Source organism: Pseudomonas sp. NPDC090755 (assembly GCF_044769005.1).
In the GTDB taxonomy this organism is placed as follows: domain Bacteria; phylum Pseudomonadota; class Gammaproteobacteria; order Pseudomonadales; family Pseudomonadaceae; genus Aquipseudomonas.
This window is the reverse complement of sequence record NZ_JBIVXC010000002.1, coordinates 253,834-269,450: the sequence shown is the minus strand read 5'-3', so window position 1 is coordinate 269,450 and position 15,617 is coordinate 253,834. Positions and strand designations below refer to the sequence as shown.

The 15,617-nt window shown below is 65.1% G+C and carries 12 protein-coding genes and 1 pseudogene; 5 read left to right on the top strand and 8 right to left on the bottom strand.

Going from position 1 to position 15,617, the window contains the following annotated elements; translation table 11 throughout:
• Positions 1–5: 5 nt before the first annotated feature.
• From ACIQUS_RS05080 to gap, 8 genes and pseudogenes are all read right to left on the bottom strand, one after another.
• Positions 6–761: a methyl-accepting chemotaxis protein gene (locus tag ACIQUS_RS05080; protein WP_403044604.1), complete on the bottom strand. Its 756-nt coding sequence runs from the start codon at positions 759–761 to the stop codon at positions 6–8.
• A 102-nt stretch (positions 762–863) separates the two neighbouring features.
• Positions 864–2,003 (bottom strand): annotated as a pseudogene (locus tag ACIQUS_RS05075) (HAMP domain-containing protein); the annotation flags it as partial.
• Between the two features lie 239 nt (positions 2,004–2,242).
• Complete coding sequence (locus tag ACIQUS_RS05070; protein ID WP_403043695.1) at positions 2,243–2,668, bottom strand: YbaN family protein; 426 nt, start codon at positions 2,666–2,668, stop codon at positions 2,243–2,245.
• A 59-nt stretch (positions 2,669–2,727) separates the two neighbouring features.
• Complete coding sequence (locus tag ACIQUS_RS05065; protein ID WP_403043692.1) at positions 2,728–3,336, bottom strand: biliverdin-producing heme oxygenase; 609 nt, start codon at positions 3,334–3,336, stop codon at positions 2,728–2,730.
• A 148-nt stretch (positions 3,337–3,484) separates the two neighbouring features.
• Positions 3,485–6,079, bottom strand: coding sequence for a TonB-dependent receptor (locus tag ACIQUS_RS05060; RefSeq protein ID WP_403043689.1), 2,595 nt, complete (start codon positions 6,077–6,079; stop codon positions 3,485–3,487).
• Positions 6,080–6,195: 116 nt separating this feature from the next.
• Entirely contained in the window at positions 6,196–7,155 is a 960-nt protein-coding gene (locus ACIQUS_RS05055) for a FecR family protein (protein WP_403043687.1), read from the bottom strand.
• Between the two features lie 67 nt (positions 7,156–7,222).
• Positions 7,223–7,741, bottom strand: a complete 519-nt coding sequence (locus ACIQUS_RS05050; RefSeq protein WP_403043684.1) for an RNA polymerase sigma factor — start codon at positions 7,739–7,741, stop codon at positions 7,223–7,225.
• A gap of 176 nt (positions 7,742–7,917) precedes the next feature.
• Positions 7,918–8,919, bottom strand: coding sequence for a type I glyceraldehyde-3-phosphate dehydrogenase (gene gap / locus ACIQUS_RS05045; protein WP_403043681.1), 1,002 nt, complete (start codon positions 8,917–8,919; stop codon positions 7,918–7,920).
• A gap of 262 nt (positions 8,920–9,181) precedes the next feature.
• Here gap and edd point away from each other — a divergent pair, with 262 nt between their 5' ends.
• The 5 genes from edd (at position 9,182) to ACIQUS_RS05020 (ending at position 15,603) form a co-directional block, all read left to right on the top strand.
• Positions 9,182–11,008: a phosphogluconate dehydratase gene (gene edd, locus ACIQUS_RS05040; protein WP_403043678.1), complete on the top strand. Its 1,827-nt coding sequence runs from the start codon at positions 9,182–9,184 to the stop codon at positions 11,006–11,008.
• Positions 11,005–11,958, top strand: a complete 954-nt coding sequence (locus tag ACIQUS_RS05035; RefSeq protein ID WP_403043675.1) for a glucokinase — start codon at positions 11,005–11,007, stop codon at positions 11,956–11,958. Before edd ends, ACIQUS_RS05035 begins: the two co-directional genes overlap by 4 nt.
• 92 nt (positions 11,959–12,050) lie before the next feature.
• Positions 12,051–12,767 (top strand): response regulator, encoded by a 717-nt coding sequence (locus ACIQUS_RS05030; protein ID WP_403043673.1) that lies wholly within the window; start codon positions 12,051–12,053, stop codon positions 12,765–12,767.
• A gap of 43 nt (positions 12,768–12,810) precedes the next feature.
• On the top strand, positions 12,811–14,205 hold the full coding sequence (locus ACIQUS_RS05025; protein ID WP_403044602.1) for an ATP-binding protein: 1,395 nt from the start codon (positions 12,811–12,813) through the stop codon (positions 14,203–14,205).
• Between the two features lie 135 nt (positions 14,206–14,340).
• On the top strand, positions 14,341–15,603 hold the full coding sequence (locus ACIQUS_RS05020) for an ABC transporter substrate-binding protein (protein ID WP_403043670.1): 1,263 nt from the start codon (positions 14,341–14,343) through the stop codon (positions 15,601–15,603).
• The last annotated feature ends 14 nt before the right edge of the window (positions 15,604–15,617 follow it).

Sequence of the window (15,617 nt, the reverse complement as noted above, 5' to 3'; positions counted from 1 at the left end):
CCGAATCAAACCTTGAACTGATCCATCAGCGCCATCTGTTGCGACGACAGGCTGTTGAGCTGGCTGCTCACCTGGGCCGACTCGGACGCCTGGCCGGTCAGGGTTTCGGTCACGCCACGGATCGCCGAGACGTTGCGGTTGACCTCTTCGGCCACCGCGCTCTGCTGCTCGGCGGCGCTGGCGATCTGCAGGTTCATGTCGCTGATCACCGTCACCGCGGCGCTGATCCGGTCCAGTGCCTCGACAGCCTGGTGGATCTGCCCGGCGTTGTCCTGGGCCTTGCCGTGGCTCGAATGCATGGTCGCCACCACCTCGCGGGTGTTGCGCTGGATGCGCTCGATCACCTGGCGGATTTCTTCGACCGAGTCCTGGGTACGGCGGGCCAGGTTGCGCACCTCATCGGCGACCACGGCAAAACCGCGCCCGCTTTCGCCGGCCCGGGCCGCCTCGATGGCCGCGTTGAGGGCCAGCAGGTTGGTCTGTTCGGCGATGCTGCGGATCACTTCCAGCACCGAGCCGATCTGCTCGCTGTTCTGTGCCAGCACCTCGACCTCGCCCACCGCCTTGCTGACTTCCTCGGCCAGCAAGGTGATGTCGCGGGTGCTGCGCTCGACGATCGCCATGCCTTCGCGGGCCGAGTGGTCGGCACCGCGGGCGGCATCGGCGGCACTGGCGGCGCTGTTGGCGACGTCGTGGGCGGTGGCGCTCATTTCATTGGAGGCGGTGGCGACCTGGTCGATCTCGCGGAACTGCACTTGCATGCCTTCGCTTGTGCGTCGGGCGATGGCCGAGGACTGGTCGGCAGTGGCGCGGGCCTGGGTGATGCTCTGCTTGATCTGGGCGATGGTCGGTTGCAGCTTGTCGAGGAAGCGGTTGAAGCCCGAGGTCAGCCGGCCCAGCTCATCCTGGCGGGTGTAGCGCAGGCGCTGGGTGAGGTCGCCTTCGCCGCTGGCGATGTCTTCGAGCATGCGGGCCACGGTATTGATCGGCCGGGTCACGCCCGAGGCGGTCAGCCACACCATCAACAGGCCACCGAGACCGGCCAGGGTGGCGAACAGCAGCACCTTGAGCGTGCCACTGGTACGGGCTTCTTCCAGGGTGGCCTGTAGACCGATGGCATCGGCCAGCAGCACCTGCCTGGGCAGGTCGATCAGGATGCCCCAGGCCTTGCTGTCGGCGATCGGTTGCACCGGGTGAACGGCGCGAATGATCTCGCCTTGTTCCAGCACCTGCGGCTGGCCGCCGGCGAGCTGCTGCAAGGCCTGCTGGCCGTCTGTGCCCAGGGTCTGGGCGATGTTCTTGCCAACATTGTCGGCATTGTCGCTGTTGGCTGCCAGCAGGCCGCTGGGGGCGACGATCATCAAGTGTCCGGCACCGCTGAACAGTTCCTGCTGGGCCTTGGCGGCAGCGGCCTGAAGCACGTCCAGGGCGATGTCCACGCCGGCCACGGCGATCACCTTGCCATTTTGCAGCAGGGGCACGGTGATGCTGGTCATCAGCATCTGCTTGCCACCGACGGTGTCGGAGTAGGGCTCCAGCAAGCAGGCGCGGGCACTGTTGCGCGAACAGGTGTACCAGACGTTATAGGGCGTGCCGCTGAGGTTGATCTCGGTCTTGTTCAGGTCGACATCGCTGATCACTGTGTTCAGTGCGGTGCCCTGGGCGCGGCTCCAGTAACTGGCGAAGCGTCCGCTTTCATTGCTCAAGCGCTTGGCATCGTTGGCGAAGTCGCTGTCGTTGCCCGCCATGGCGTCAGGTTCGAAGGCCAGCCAGATGCCGAGTACCTGAGGGTTGCGCTTGAAACTGGTGGCCAGGCTCTGGTTGATCGCTTCGCGCAGATCGCCAGCACTCAGGCCACGTTCACCGGCCAGTTTCTGCAGGTCGTGGACCTGGTCGGCGAGGGCGGTGATCAGGGTCTGGCTGTCGCTGAAGCGACGGTGCAGCAACTCGGCTTTCTCACCCGCACGGGCTTGCAGCAGTGCCTGCACGTTGCGAGTGAGCATGGTGGTGCTTGCTTGTCCGACCAGGGCATCGCTCTGGCGCGCTTGATAGAGGTTGATGCCAACGACCAGGGCAACCACACCAAGCAGGCACAGGCCGCAGAGCAGGACTATTTTCAGGCGAATCGAGAGCGTGTCGAGCATGGACGTACTCACTAAAGGGCAGGCCGAGGGGGACCGAGCCAGTGCCGGCTCGGTACGCTGCATCCATTTAGCGATAACAGGTGATCGGCGTTATAGCCTTAACCATGAGTCCGTGCCGATGAACGGTCGGCGAGGCTCAAGGGCGCGGTTTCCGGCCGTGACCAGATCCACAGGTTGCCCAGGGTCATGCCGCCGATGGCGAGGAACACCGGCCAGCGATGCTCCAGGAACACCAGCATCAGGCTGGCGCACAGCAGCATGCTGAGGGTGGCGCTGACTTTGGCCCGGCGCTGGATGACCTTGCCGTTGCGCCAGTTATGCAGGATCGGGCCGAACAGCCGGTGATGCTCCAGCCAGGCGCTCAGGCGCGGCGAACTGCGGGTGGCGGCCCAGGCGGCGAGCAGAATGAACTCGGTGGTGGGCAGTCCGGGCACGACGATGGCGACCAGGCCGATGGCCAGGCTGATGTAGGCCAGAAGGCCGTACAGCAGGCGGGAGAGTTTCGAAGCGCGAGGGCGGGTCATGGGCTTGTCGTTGGCACGGGAGGTACCCGGTTGCCACGAGGGTAACCGGGTAGCGCGCATCAGGCCAGTTCGGCTTTAGGCGCAGTTGCGTAGGCGTGCTGGAGCAACTGGGTGAAGCGCTCGAAGGCGGCGACGGCACCCTGTTCGGCCTTGGCCTCTTCTTCGGCGCTCAGCTGCAGGCCGTCGAGGATGCGGGTGAATTGCTTCCAGCCTTCGGCGCGGCCACCGGCCGGCTCGCCCAGGTGGCGGGCACCGAAGCTGTCGGACAGGCCCAGTACCACGGCGCGCTTGATCAGGAAGGCGGCGCCGAGCTTGGAACCCTCGGAGACGAAGATCCAGCCCATGGCTTCACCCAGGCTCGGGTTCTGCAGGGCGCCGGCACAGGGTTCGGGCAGGGCGGTGTCGAGGTCGGCGAGGTCCAGGGCGGCCTGCTCGGCCCGGCAGCGTTCGGCCAGGTCCGGGACGATGGCGATCAGCGCCGGGTCGCTGTACAGCGCCTTGAGCTCGTTCTGGAACAGGTACTGGGCGACCACGAAGCGGGCAAAGCTTTCGCGGGTTTCGAACGGTGCGTGGGATTTGACCAGGGCGTCCAGCTCGGTGTGCGGGGCGTGGGTCAGCTGGTTGAGGCGTTGTGAACGCAGGGTCGCGCGTTCGGTGGTGGTGGTCATGGTGATTCCTTGCGAAGTGGGCGGGCCTGGTAACTAGACGAAAAAGCCAGCGCCCGACAGTAAAAAAAACTATGTGTAGGAGCGGGCTTGCCCCGCGATGCGATCTGGCTGCCCCACCGCGATCGCGGGGCAAGCCCGCTCCTACAAGTCAGATATCCCAGACCAGGTTGATGGCGAAGTTGCGCCCCGGCATGGTCAGGCGGTCGAGGTTGGCCGGTGCGGTCACCGCCGCCTCGCCGAGACCGTCGTAGCCGCGAACGTCATCCCACTGCCAGTACTTCTTGTCGGTCAGGTTGTACACCCCGGCGTTGACGGTGACGTCTTCGCTGACCTTGTAGAAGCCGGCGAGGTCCAGCACGCCGTAACCCGGGGTGCGGAATTGCTTGCTGGTGCCATCGGGGGCGAAGAAGGTGGTGTCGTCGACGCGGTCCTTGCGCTTGACCAGGGTCCAGCTCAGCAACGCACCGTACTGTTCCTGCTCATAGCCAAGGCCCATGACCGCCGTCAGCGGGTTGACGCTGTTGAGCGGCTGGCCGGTGTCGTCGTTGCGGCCCCGGGCATAGGCCACCGAGCCCTGGGTGTACAGGCCTTGTGCGGCCCCGAAGTGATCCAGGTTCAGGCGGCCTTTGACTTCGGCGCCCTTGATGGTGGCGTGCTTGATGTTGTTGGCCTCGAAGGTCTGGCCCAGGTTGCTGCCCTGTACGGCGTCTTCGTTGATGAAGTCGCGGTACTTGTTATAGAACACCGCCACATCGAAGTTGCCGGCGTCGAAATTGCCGCGCAGGCCGGTCTCGTAGCTCTTGCTCTTCTCCGGTTCCAGGTCCGAGTTGCCGCGTACGCTGTAGCCCAGGCCCGGGTTCTCGAAACGACCGTACAGGGCTTTGGCCGTTGGCGTACGGAAGCCCTCGGCGTACTGGCCGAACCAGGTGTAGTGCTCGTTGAAGGCATAGGTCAGGCCGAACTTGGGCGAGACCCGGTGCCAGGTTTTCTCGCTGTCATCGACCGGATCGGTGCTCGAGGCGCCGACGCCGCGCAGGAACTCGTCGGTCATGTGCGGCTTGAGCTGGGTGTAGTCGTAGCGAAGGCCCGGCAGGAAGGTCCACTGGTTCCAGCGGATCTCGTCCTGGGCGAACAGGCTGTAGGTGTTGACGGTCGGATCGGGGAAGTCGCTGACCAGGGCCTGGCTGTCATTGATGCTGATCTGGCCGATGGTGCGGCAGCTACCGCCAACGTTCAGGCAGGTGCCGGTGCCGCTGCGCGAACCGGTCACTTTCTGGTGCTTGAGGGTGGTGCCGTAGGTCAGCAGGTGGTCGGTTTCACCGATGCTGAAGGCCTTGTCCAGTTGCGCATCGAAGAGCCACTGTCGGTCCTTGTAGGTGGTCTGGCGATCGCGCAGCACCTGGCGGCCCGAGGCGAAATACAGCTCGTCGGTACGCTGGTCGGTCTTGCCGATCTGGTAGTTCAGGCTCCATTTCATGTTGTCGGCCAGCAGGCTGTCCAGCGCGAACTCGTGATTGATGCCGAAACGCTCGCGGGTCACGGTGTCGTTGCCGGTGCGGTCGCGGTAGGAATTCATGGCGCCGAAACCGGGGATGAACGGTCCGCCCACGGCGCTCTTCTGGTCCAGGTCGCGGTCGTCCTTGTAGTGCTCGTAGGTGAGCGCCAGGCGCGCGTCGTCGGCATAGTTCCAGCCGGCCTTGGCCAGGATGTTGGTGGTGCGCACGTCTTCCGGGTTGGCCTCGGTACGTGCAAGGCCGGTGCCGCCGTGGCTACCGTAGGACTCGGTTTCATGGCCGTTGCGTTGGCTCAAATGCAGCAGGCCGTCGAAGTCGCCCTGGCGTCCGGCCACCGTGGCCGAGTTCAGCCAGCTTTCATCCGCCGAGCTGTAGCCGGTTTTCAGGCGTGCGCCGACGTCCTGGCCGGGCTTGATGATGTCGTCGGGGTCGAGGGTGAAGTAGCTGACCGCGCCACCGATGGCGTTACTGCCGTACAGCACCGAGGCCGGGCCGCGAAGGATTTCCACGCGCTTGACGATTTCAGGGTCGACGTAGTTGCGCTGGGTCTGCGCGTAGGGGCCGAAGAAGAAGCTGTCGGGGATGGACACGCCATCGATCTGGGTCAGTACCCGCTCGCCATCGATGCCGCGGATGTTGTAGCCGTTCAGGCCGCTGCGCTGGCCGGTGCCGCTGACCGACACGCCGGGCTCGTAGCGCACCAGGTCCTTGATGTTGTTGACGTTCTGGCGGTCGAGTTGCTCGCGGGTCTGGACCGTGACGGTGCTGGGTACCTGGCTGACGTCCTGGGCGCTGCGGGTGGCGCTGACGGTGATCTGCTGCAGGGCGATGGCGTTGGAGGCACTGCGCTCGATCACCACGTTGCCGGCGCCCAGGGTGCGGTAGCTCAAGCCGGTGCCGGCCAGCAGGCGTTGCAGAGCGGCTTCGGGTTTGAGCGAGCCCTGCACGCCCGGGGAGGCCACGCCTTCGGCCAGCTCGGCGGAGAGACCGACCTGCCAGCCGGTCACGGCGGTAAAGGCATTGAGGGCCGAGACCAGCGGTTGCTGGGCGATCGTAAAGCGGTAGTCACCCATGCGGGGCGCACTGGCCTGGGCGGGTTCTGCCGCCAGGGCCGGCAGGCTGCAGGCACCGCTGGCGAGCAGGGCCAGGGTCAGCAGCGACAGTGTGCAACGCGTGCGGCCCGGGTTGGATGAAGTGGCTGAAGACCGACGAGCAAAACCAGTGGACATCGAAAGCGCTCCCTGTCGCGCGAAGTTATAGGTATGGCTGATTCAAAAATAAGAATCAGTTGCATTGGCTATAACGAGACGAATCGCCTCAGGGAATCGCGTAAAAAAAATTCAACTCAGTTGATGATGACCACGGCGGGGAGCTCGTGCAGTTGTGCCGAGGTGATATGGGCCAGGGCGCGCAAGGTTTCCACCGGCTGGTCCAGGCGGTAGTTGCCGGTCACCGCCACCTGCTCCAGGCGCTCGTTGCGCGAGATGATCAGGCCCGGGTAGTAGCGGCGTAGCTCAGCCAGTACCTGGCTGAGCGGGCAGTTCTCGAAGATCAGCCGACCCTGGACCCAGGCCAGGTCTTTTTGCGTATCGACCCGCTCGCGCTGGCCGAAGCCATTGGGGCCGACGCGGATGCTATCGCCGCTGGACAGGCGGATGCGCTGGTCGCTGCTGGCCTGCAGGTCTATGTCGCCGCGTTGCACCCGGACCTGGGCCTCGCCATCGAGGTAACGCACGGCGAAGTCACTGTCGCGGACACTGGCGCGGACCGGGCCGGCGCGCAGTTCAAGCGGCTGGGCCTGGCCGCCGGGCACCTCGAAGAAGGCTTCGCCCTGATAGAGGCGGGCCACCCGCTGGCGGGCATCGATATCGCTGGAGAAGGCCGAGTTGGTGTTGAGCAGCACCCGTGAGCCGTCGTCCAGTTGCAGGCGCTGGCGTTCGCCGACCACGGTCAGGTGATCGGCCTGCAGGCGCATGGGCAGGTTGCCGAGGGTGAACACGCCGACCAGCAGCACCGCCGCGGCAGCCAGGGGCTTCCAGTGTGGGCGCAGGCGCGCCAGGCGCGAAGGGCGTCGGGTCTGGGCCAGCTGGCTGGCGGCCTGGCGCAGGGTGTCGCCTTGCCAGAGGGCTTCGGCTTCGACATAGGCCTGGGCATTGGCCGGGTTGGCTTCGAGCCAGGCTTCGAAGGCGCGGGTGTCTTCGGCGCTGGCGCATTGCAGGCGGATCAACCAGTCCAGCGCCTCATCCATGGCACTGTCGCAGGCAGCCGGGTCTGGCGGCGAAGGGCGAGGGGCGGCGTCGGTCACAGTCAATCCTGGTCGGTCTTGTTGGAATGTCATGATCAAGTGTTGCTGCAGATGTGGCAAGCCACCGTCAGTCGCGGTTCACGCGATTGGCGACGCCGACACAGATGGCCATGATCAGTTTCAGTTCCTTCTGCACGGTACTGGCCGAGACCTTGAGTTGCTCGGCGATCTCCAGGTAGCTGGCGCCGTGCAGGCGGCTGAGGATGAAAATGCGCTGCTGGCGCGGGGTCAGCTGGCCGAGGCTGACGCTCAGGCGCTTGAGCAGTTGCTCGGCATGGGCGGCGTCTTCGGCGCTGCTGGCGGGGGCGGCGACGTTGTGCAGGACCTGCTCGGGCACATCGTCCACCAGGTTGCGCGATTGCGCCCGGCGCGCGCGCAGGTGATCGAGGGCCAGGTTGCGGGCGGTCTGGAACACGAAGGGCTCAAGGTGCTCGATGGGCCGCTCGCCCAGGGCGCGGGTGACCCGCAAGTAGGTCTCCTGCAACAGATCTTCGGCGGTGCTGGGGTTGTCGACCATGCGCTGCAGGGTTCGCAGCAGGCTGACCCGCTGGGCGAGGAATACAGTGTTGAACTGGGACTGACTCACAGCGATACCCGAGCAATGCGAAGCGAATGATAATGCTTATCATCAGCGCGCAGGTCAAGTGCGGCGGGCTTTATCGCAGTCATCGCCGGCGCTGCCGGCTCCCACAAGGATTCTGTCAGCCCCCACGTGTGTGGGAGCTGGCGAAGCCTGCGATCGACCGCGCAGCGGTCGCCGGTCTACCGTGCGTTGCACAACGCCAGGCAGTTATCCAGCATGCGGTTGGAGAACCCCCACTCATTGTCGTACCAGGCCAGCACCTTGAGCATCCGCCCGTTGGCGCGGGTGTGGTTGGCGTCGAAGATCGACGACAGCGGGTTGTGGTTGAAGTCGCAGGACACCAGGGGCAGGCTGTTGTAACCCAACACCTTGGAGTGGCGGCTGGCTTCCTTGAACAGGGCGTTGACCTCTTCGGCGCTGGTGTTGCGCGCAAGGTTGACGGTCAGGTCCACCAACGACACGTTGATCACCGGCACGCGCACCGCCATGCCGGTGAGTTTGCCGGCCAGGTCCGGCAGTACAAGGCCCACGGCTTCGGCCGCACCGGTCTTGCTCGGGATCATCGACTGGGTGGCCGCACGGGCGCGGAACGGGTCGTTGTGGTGGATATCGATCAGGCTCTGGTCGTTGGTGTAGGCGTGGATGGTGGTCATCAGGCCCTGCTCGATGCCGAGCTCGCGGTGCAGCACCTGGGCCAGCGGTGCCAGGCAGTTGGTGGTGCAGGAGGCACTGGAGATGATCTGGTGCGACGGGCGCAGGATGTCGTGGTTGACCCCATAGACGATGGTGGCGTCGGCGCCCTTGGCCGGTGCCGAAATAATGACTTTGCCCGCCCCGGCGGTAAGATGGGCCGCAGCTTTTGCCCGGTCGGTGAAATGCCCGGTGCATTCGAACACCACATCGACGGCCTCGGCCTTCCAGGGCAGGTCCGCCGGGTTGCGGATGGCGCTGACGGCGATGCGGTCACCGTTGACGGTCAGGCTTTCATGGTCGGCTTCGACGCTGGCGGCAAAGGGTCCATGGACACTGTCGTACTTGAGCAGATGGGCGTTGATCGCGCTGTCGCCCAGGTCGTTGATCGCGACGACCTGCAGATCCTGGCGGTAGCCTTGGGTATAGAGTGCGCGAAGGACGTTGCGGCCAATGCGGCCAAAGCCATTGATTGCGATGCGTAGGGTCATAAAGCTACCTCTGGCAGACCGGGTGAAGCCCGTGGTACACGGACTCACTGAATCATTTTTTGTTGTTGGAATTACAAGATTATTCGTAAAAAAATAGAAAACAAGCGTTTTTGCTGGCAGTATTTTATTCAATCTACAACGAGCGATCGGCCAAGCCGTCCCTCCCGCGACTCTCGCCCCCTCACGTTGAGCCTAGGCGGCGAATGCGGATAAGGGAAACCGCCGCAGAGGTCGCAACCACCGCTAGCCTGGAGTCCAGTACATGCATCCGCGCATTCTTGAGGTCACCCAACGGCTGATCGCCCGCAGTCGTCCTACCCGTGAACGCTACCTGCAGCTGATTCGCGGGGCCGCCAGCGACGGACCGATGCGGGCCAAGCTGCAATGCGCCAACTTTGCCCACGGCGTGGCCGGCTGCAGCAGCCAGGACAAGCACAGCCTGCGGATGATGAATGCGGCCAACGTCGCCATCGTCTCCGCCTACAACGACATGCTCTCGGCACACCAGCCCTACGAGCATTACCCCGAACAGATCAAACAGGCCCTGCGCGAGATCGGCTCGGTCGGCCAGTTCGCCGGTGGCGTGCCGGCCATGTGCGACGGCGTCACCCAAGGCGAGCCGGGCATGGAGCTGGGCATTGCCAGCCGCGAGGTGATCGCCATGTCCACGGCCATCGCCCTGTCGCACAACATGTTCGATGCGGCGCTGATGCTGGGCATCTGCGACAAGATCGTCCCGGGCCTGTTGATGGGCGCCCTGCGCTTTGGCCACCTGCCTACGCTCTTCGTGCCTGGCGGGCCGATGCCTTCGGGCATTTCCAACAAGGAAAAGGCCGATGTGCGCCAGCGCTATGCCGAGGGCAAGGCCAGCCGCGAGGAGCTGCTGGAGTCGGAGATGAAGTCCTACCACAGCCCCGGCACCTGTACCTTCTACGGCACCGCCAACACCAACCAGTTGCTGATGGAAGTGATGGGCCTGCACTTGCCGGGCGCGTCCTTCGTCAATCCCTACACGCCACTGCGCGATGCGCTCACCCACGAGGCGGCACAGCAGGTCACGCGCATGACCAAGGCCAGTGGCGACTTCATGCCCCTGGGCGAGATCGTCGACGAGAAATCCCTGGTCAACTCCATCGTCGCCCTGCATGCCACCGGTGGCTCGACCAACCACACCCTGCACATGCCGGCGATCGCCCAGGCGGCCGGGATCCAGCTGACCTGGCAGGACATGGCCGAGCTCTCCGAAGTGGTGCCGACCCTGTCCCACGTCTATCCGAACGGCAAGGCCGACATCAACCACTTCCAGGCCGCTGGCGGCATGGCGTTCCTGATTCGCGAGCTGCTCGACGCCGGGCTGCTGCATGAAGACGTCAACACCGTGGCCGGCTTCGGTCTGCGCCGTTACACCCAGGAGCCGTTCCTGCAGGACGGCAAGCTGGTCTGGCGCGAAGGCCCGCAAGCGAGCCTCGACGAGGCGATCCTGCGCCCGGTGGCGCGGCCGTTCTCGCCCGAAGGCGGTCTGCGGGTCATGGAAGGCAACCTGGGGCGCGGGGTGATGAAAGTCTCTGCGGTAGCCCCTGAACATCAGGTGGTCGAAGCGCCGGCGCGGGTGTTCCATGATCAGCAAGCGCTGGCCGATGCCTTCCAGGCCGGTGAGCTGGAGCGCGATTTCGTCGCCGTGATGCGCTTCCAGGGGCCACGCTGCAACGGCATGCCGGAGCTGCACAAGATGACCCCGTTCCTGGGCGTGTTGCAGGACCGTGGCTTCAAGGTGGCGCTGGTGACCGACGGGCGCATGTCCGGCGCCTCGGGGAAAATCCCGGCGGCCATCCATGTCTGCCCGGAAGCGTTCGACGGCGGTCCGTTGGCGCGGGTGCGCGATGGTGACATCGTGCGCGTCGATGGCGTGGCCGGCACGCTGTCGGTCAAGGTCAGCGCCGAGGAACTGGCCGACCGTGAACTGCCCGCGGCGCCGACTGGCAACGACCTGGGTTGCGGCCGCGAACTGTTCGGCTTCCTGCGCATGGCCCTGAGCCCGGCGGAGCAGGGCGCCAGTGCCTTCACCTCGGCACTGGAGTCGCTCAAATGAAGCGCGCCCTGGTCGGTGATATCGGCGGCACCAACGCCCGCTTCGCCCTCTGGGAGCATGACCGGATGCACTCGGTGCAGGTGTTCGCCACCGCCGACTACACCAGCCCCGAGCAGGCCATTGGCGCATACCTGGCGGCGCAGGGGTTGGCCCGGGGCGACCTTGGCGCGGTGTGCCTGGCGGTGGCCGGCCCGGTCAGCGGCGATGAATTTCGCTTCACCAACAACCACTGGCGGCTCAGTCGCAAGGCCTTCTGCACGACATTGCAGGTCGAGCGCCTGCTGTTGATCAACGACTTTACCGCCATGGCCCTGGGGATGACCCGGCTGCAACCCGGTGAGTTCCTCACGGTCTGCCCGGGGCAGGCCGAGGCGGGACGCCCGGCGGTGGTCATCGGTCCTGGCACCGGGTTGGGCGTGGGGACCTTGCTCAGCCTGGACGACGGTCGCTTCATGGCCCTGCCGGGCGAGGGCGGTCATGTCGACCTGCCGGTCGGCAGCGCCCGCGAGGCTCAGATCCGCCAGCAGATCGGTAACCAGATCGGCCATGTCAGCGCCGAAACCCTGCTCAGCGGCGGTGGCCTGCTACGGTTGTACCAGGCGATCTGTGCACTGGACGGCCTGCCCGAGACCTTGCACAGCCCGGCGGCGATCACCGATGCCGCGCTGGCCGGCGAGCCGGTGGCGCTGGCGGTGATCGAGCAGTTCTGCCGCTTCCTGGGGCGGGTGGCCGGCAACAATGTGCTGACCCTGGGGGGACGCGGTGGCGTGTACATTGTCGGCGGCATCATTCCGCGCTTCGCCGAGCTGTTCTTGCGCAGCGGATTTGCCGAAAGTTTCGCCGACAAGGGTTGCATGAGCGGTTACTTCAAGGGGATTCCGGTGTGGCTGGTGACCGCCGAGTTTTCCGGCCTGCTGGGTGCCGGCGTGGCCCTGCAGCAAACTTTGTAGGAGCGGGCTTGCCCCGCGATTGAGATGTCAGTTGTGTCGTATCGCGGGGCAAGTCGAGTCGTCGCACCGCCGCGCCTACAAGGAGTCACTGTGTGAGCAAGTCGATACTGCTGGTCGACGATGACCAGGAAATCCGCGAACTGTTGCAGACCTACCTCAGCCGCTGCGGCTTCGAGGTGCACGCGGTTGCCGACGGCCAGGCCTTTCGCCAGGCCCTGGATGCCACTGAATGCGACCTGGTCATCCTCGACGTGATGCTGCCCGATGAAGATGGCTTCAGCCTCTGCCGCTGGGTACGCCAGCATCCGCGCCAGGCGCAGGTGCCGATCATCATGCTGACCGCCAGTTCCGACGAGGCTGACCGGGTGATCGGCCTGGAGTTGGGAGCCGACGACTACCTGGGCAAGCCCTTCAGCCCCCGCGAGCTGCAGGCGCGGATCAAGGCCCTGCTGCGGCGTGCCGGTTTTGGCCAGGAGCGCAACGGCAGCGAAGTGCTGGCCTTCGATGAGTGGCGGCTGGACACGGTCAGCCATCGGCTGTTTCACCGTGACGGTGAGGAAGTGATCCTGTCCGGTGCCGATTTCGCCCTGCTCAAGCTGTTTCTCGATCATCCCCAGCAGATTCTCGACCGCGACACCATCGGCAATGCCACCCGTGGTCGCGAGCCCATGCCGCTGGACCGCATCGTCGACATGGCGGTCAGCCGCCTGCGCCAGCGTTTGCGCGACACGGAAAAACCGCCACGGCTGATTCGTACCGTGCGCGGCAGCGGTTACCTGCTGGCGGCCAGTGTTGCGTCCGCGCACTAAGGGCCGCTGGCGCCTGCCGCTACCGCGCTCGCTGCTGGGGCGCATGCTGCTGCTGACCTTGCTGGTGGTGCTGCTGGCCCAGGGGCTGTCGAGCCTGATCTGGCTGTCGCAGCTGCGCGCCAGCCAGCGTGAAGGCCTGGTGGCCAGCGCCCGCAGCCTGGCCCATTCGATGAGCGCCAGCGTCAGTTACTTTCGCTCCTTGCCGGTGGCCTATCGGCCCATGGTGCTGGACCAGTTGCGCAACATGGGCGGCACGCGTTTTTTTGTCTCGCTCAATGACAAGCCGCTGGCCATGCAGGAGTTGCCGCCGACACCGCGCAAGCAGGCGGTGATCGCCGCCGTCGACGAAGTGCTGCACCAGCGCCTGGGCCAGCAGTTGCAGATCTCGGTGACCTTCGTCAGCCCCCAGGAGCTGCGCCTGTTCAACAGCGGCCTGAAGCTCGACGAGCTGCCGCGCTCCTGGGCGCACTACGCCTTGACCCTGGAGCCGATCAACCCGCCGGTGCTGGTGATGCAGATCCATCTGGGGGAGGGCGAGTGGCTGTACATCGCCTCGTTGTTGCCCGAGCCCTATACCAGCCTGGAGGAGCAGGACCTGCCCACCCAGCAGGTCTGGTTCATCGTCCTCACCAGTTCATTCCTGTTGCTGTTCATCGGCCTGCTGGTGCATTGGCAGAGCCGCCCGCTCAAGCGCCTGGCCCGGGCCGCGCGGGAGCTGTCACTGGGCGCCGATGTGGAGCCGGTGACCGAAGGCGGCGGCAGCGAAGTGGAGGAGGTGGGGCGTGCCTTCAACGCCATGCGCGAGCGCATCAGTCGCTACCTGACCGAGCGCAGCCAGTTGTTCAGTGCGATCTCCCATGACTTGCGCACGCCGATCACCCGCTTGCGCCTGCGGGTCGAACTGCTCGATGACGAGGCGATGCAGGCCAAGTTCGGTCGTGACCTGGATGAGCTGGAGATGCTGGTCAAAGGGGCGCTGCAATGCGTGAAGGACACCGACATCCACGAGAACATCGAACCCATCGACCTCAACCAGCTGCTCGATTGCCTGGTCGAACCCTACCTGAGCAGTGCTCGCATCACCCTTGAGGGGCGTGCGCAGGCGCCGTATCCGGGCAAGCCGTTGGCGCTCAAGCGCTGCATGGGTAACCTGATCGACAATGCCCTGAAGTACGGCGAGCGCGCTCATCTGCGGGTGATAGACAGCGCTTCGGGGTTTGTCCTGCAGGTCGACGATGAGGGGCCGGGCGTGCCCGAGCAGCGCCAGGAACAGGTCTTCGAGCCCCACTTTCGCCTGGCCGGCCAGCAGCAGGGCTACGGCCTGGGCCTGGGCATCGCCCGCAATATCGCCCATAGCCACGGTGGTGAAGTGAGTTTGCGCAACCTGCGCGAAGGTGGTTTGCGGGTGACCTTGAGCTTGCCACGCAGCAGTGACTGACATGCGAATGTCACCATGTGGTGACATTCGCGCATCCCTTCGTTACCTGCGCCGCCCGGGCCTGTGGTTAGACTCAGGTACAAGCGCAAGCACCTCGACTTGCCCCTGCATAACAACAAGAAAAGGTTACCCTCCATGAACGCGATCACTCGCCTGGCCACTGTCATTTCCCTCGCCTCCTTGTTGCCCCTGAACGCTGTTGCGGCCGATCCCGGTACCGTTGAAGTCCTGCACTGGTGGACCTCCGGTGGCGAAGCCAAGGCGGTGGAAACCCTCAAGGCTCAGGTGAAAAAAGACGGTTTCATCTGGAAAGACAATGCCGTCGCCGGCGGTGGTGGTGCCGCCGCCATGACCGTGCTCAAGACCCGCGCCATCTCCGGCAATCCGCCAGCTGCCGCGCAGATCAAGGGGCCGGATATCCAGGAGTGGGGCGCCCTGGGCCTGCTCACGGAGCTCGATGAGGTGGCCACGGCCAACAACTGGGACACGCTGCTGCCGGCCAAGGTGGCCCAGATCATGAAGTACGACGATCACTACGTGGCCGTGCCGGTGAACATCCACCGGGTCAACTGGTTGTGGATCAACCCGCAGGTGTTCGACAAGGCCGGGGCCAAGGTGCCGACCACCCTCGATGAACTCTTTGCCGCTGCCGACAAGCTCAAGGCCGCCGGTTTCATTCCCCTGGCCCATGGCGGCCAGCCATGGCAGGACGGCACCGTGTTCGAGGATCTGGCCCTGAGCATCCTCGGGCCCAAGGGCTACCACGCCGCCTTTGTCGAACTGGATGACAAGACCCTGACCGGCGCGCAGATGGTCGAGGTGTTCAAGACCCTGCAACGCCTGGGTACCTACATGGACCCCAACCGTGCCGGGCGCGACTGGAACATCGCCGCCGCCGAGGTCATCAACGGCAAGGCCGGCATGCAGATCATGGGCGACTGGGCCAAGAGCGAGTGGACCGCTGCCGGCAAGGTCGCCGGCAAGGACTACCAGTGCGTGGCCTTCCCCGGCACCCAGGGCAGCTTCGCCTACAACATCGATTCTCTGGCGATGTTCAAGCTCAAGAACGAGAACGACATCAAGGCCCAGAACGACCTGGCCAAGGTTGCCCTGGAGCCGCAGTTCCAGACGGTGTTCAACCAGAACAAGGGCTCGCTGCCGGTGCGCCAGGACATGGACATGAGCCAGTTCGACGCCTGCACCCAGAAATCGGCGGTGGACTTCAAAGAGGCCGAAAAAGGCGACGGCCTGCAACCGAGCATGGCCCACAACATGGCCACGACCCTGGCGGTGCAGGGGGCGATCTTCGACGTGGTGACCAACTTCCTCAACGACCCGAAGGCCGACCCGGCGATGGCGGTCAAGCAGCTGGGGTCGGCGATCAAGTCGGCCAAGTGATGAGCTGAGTCCGT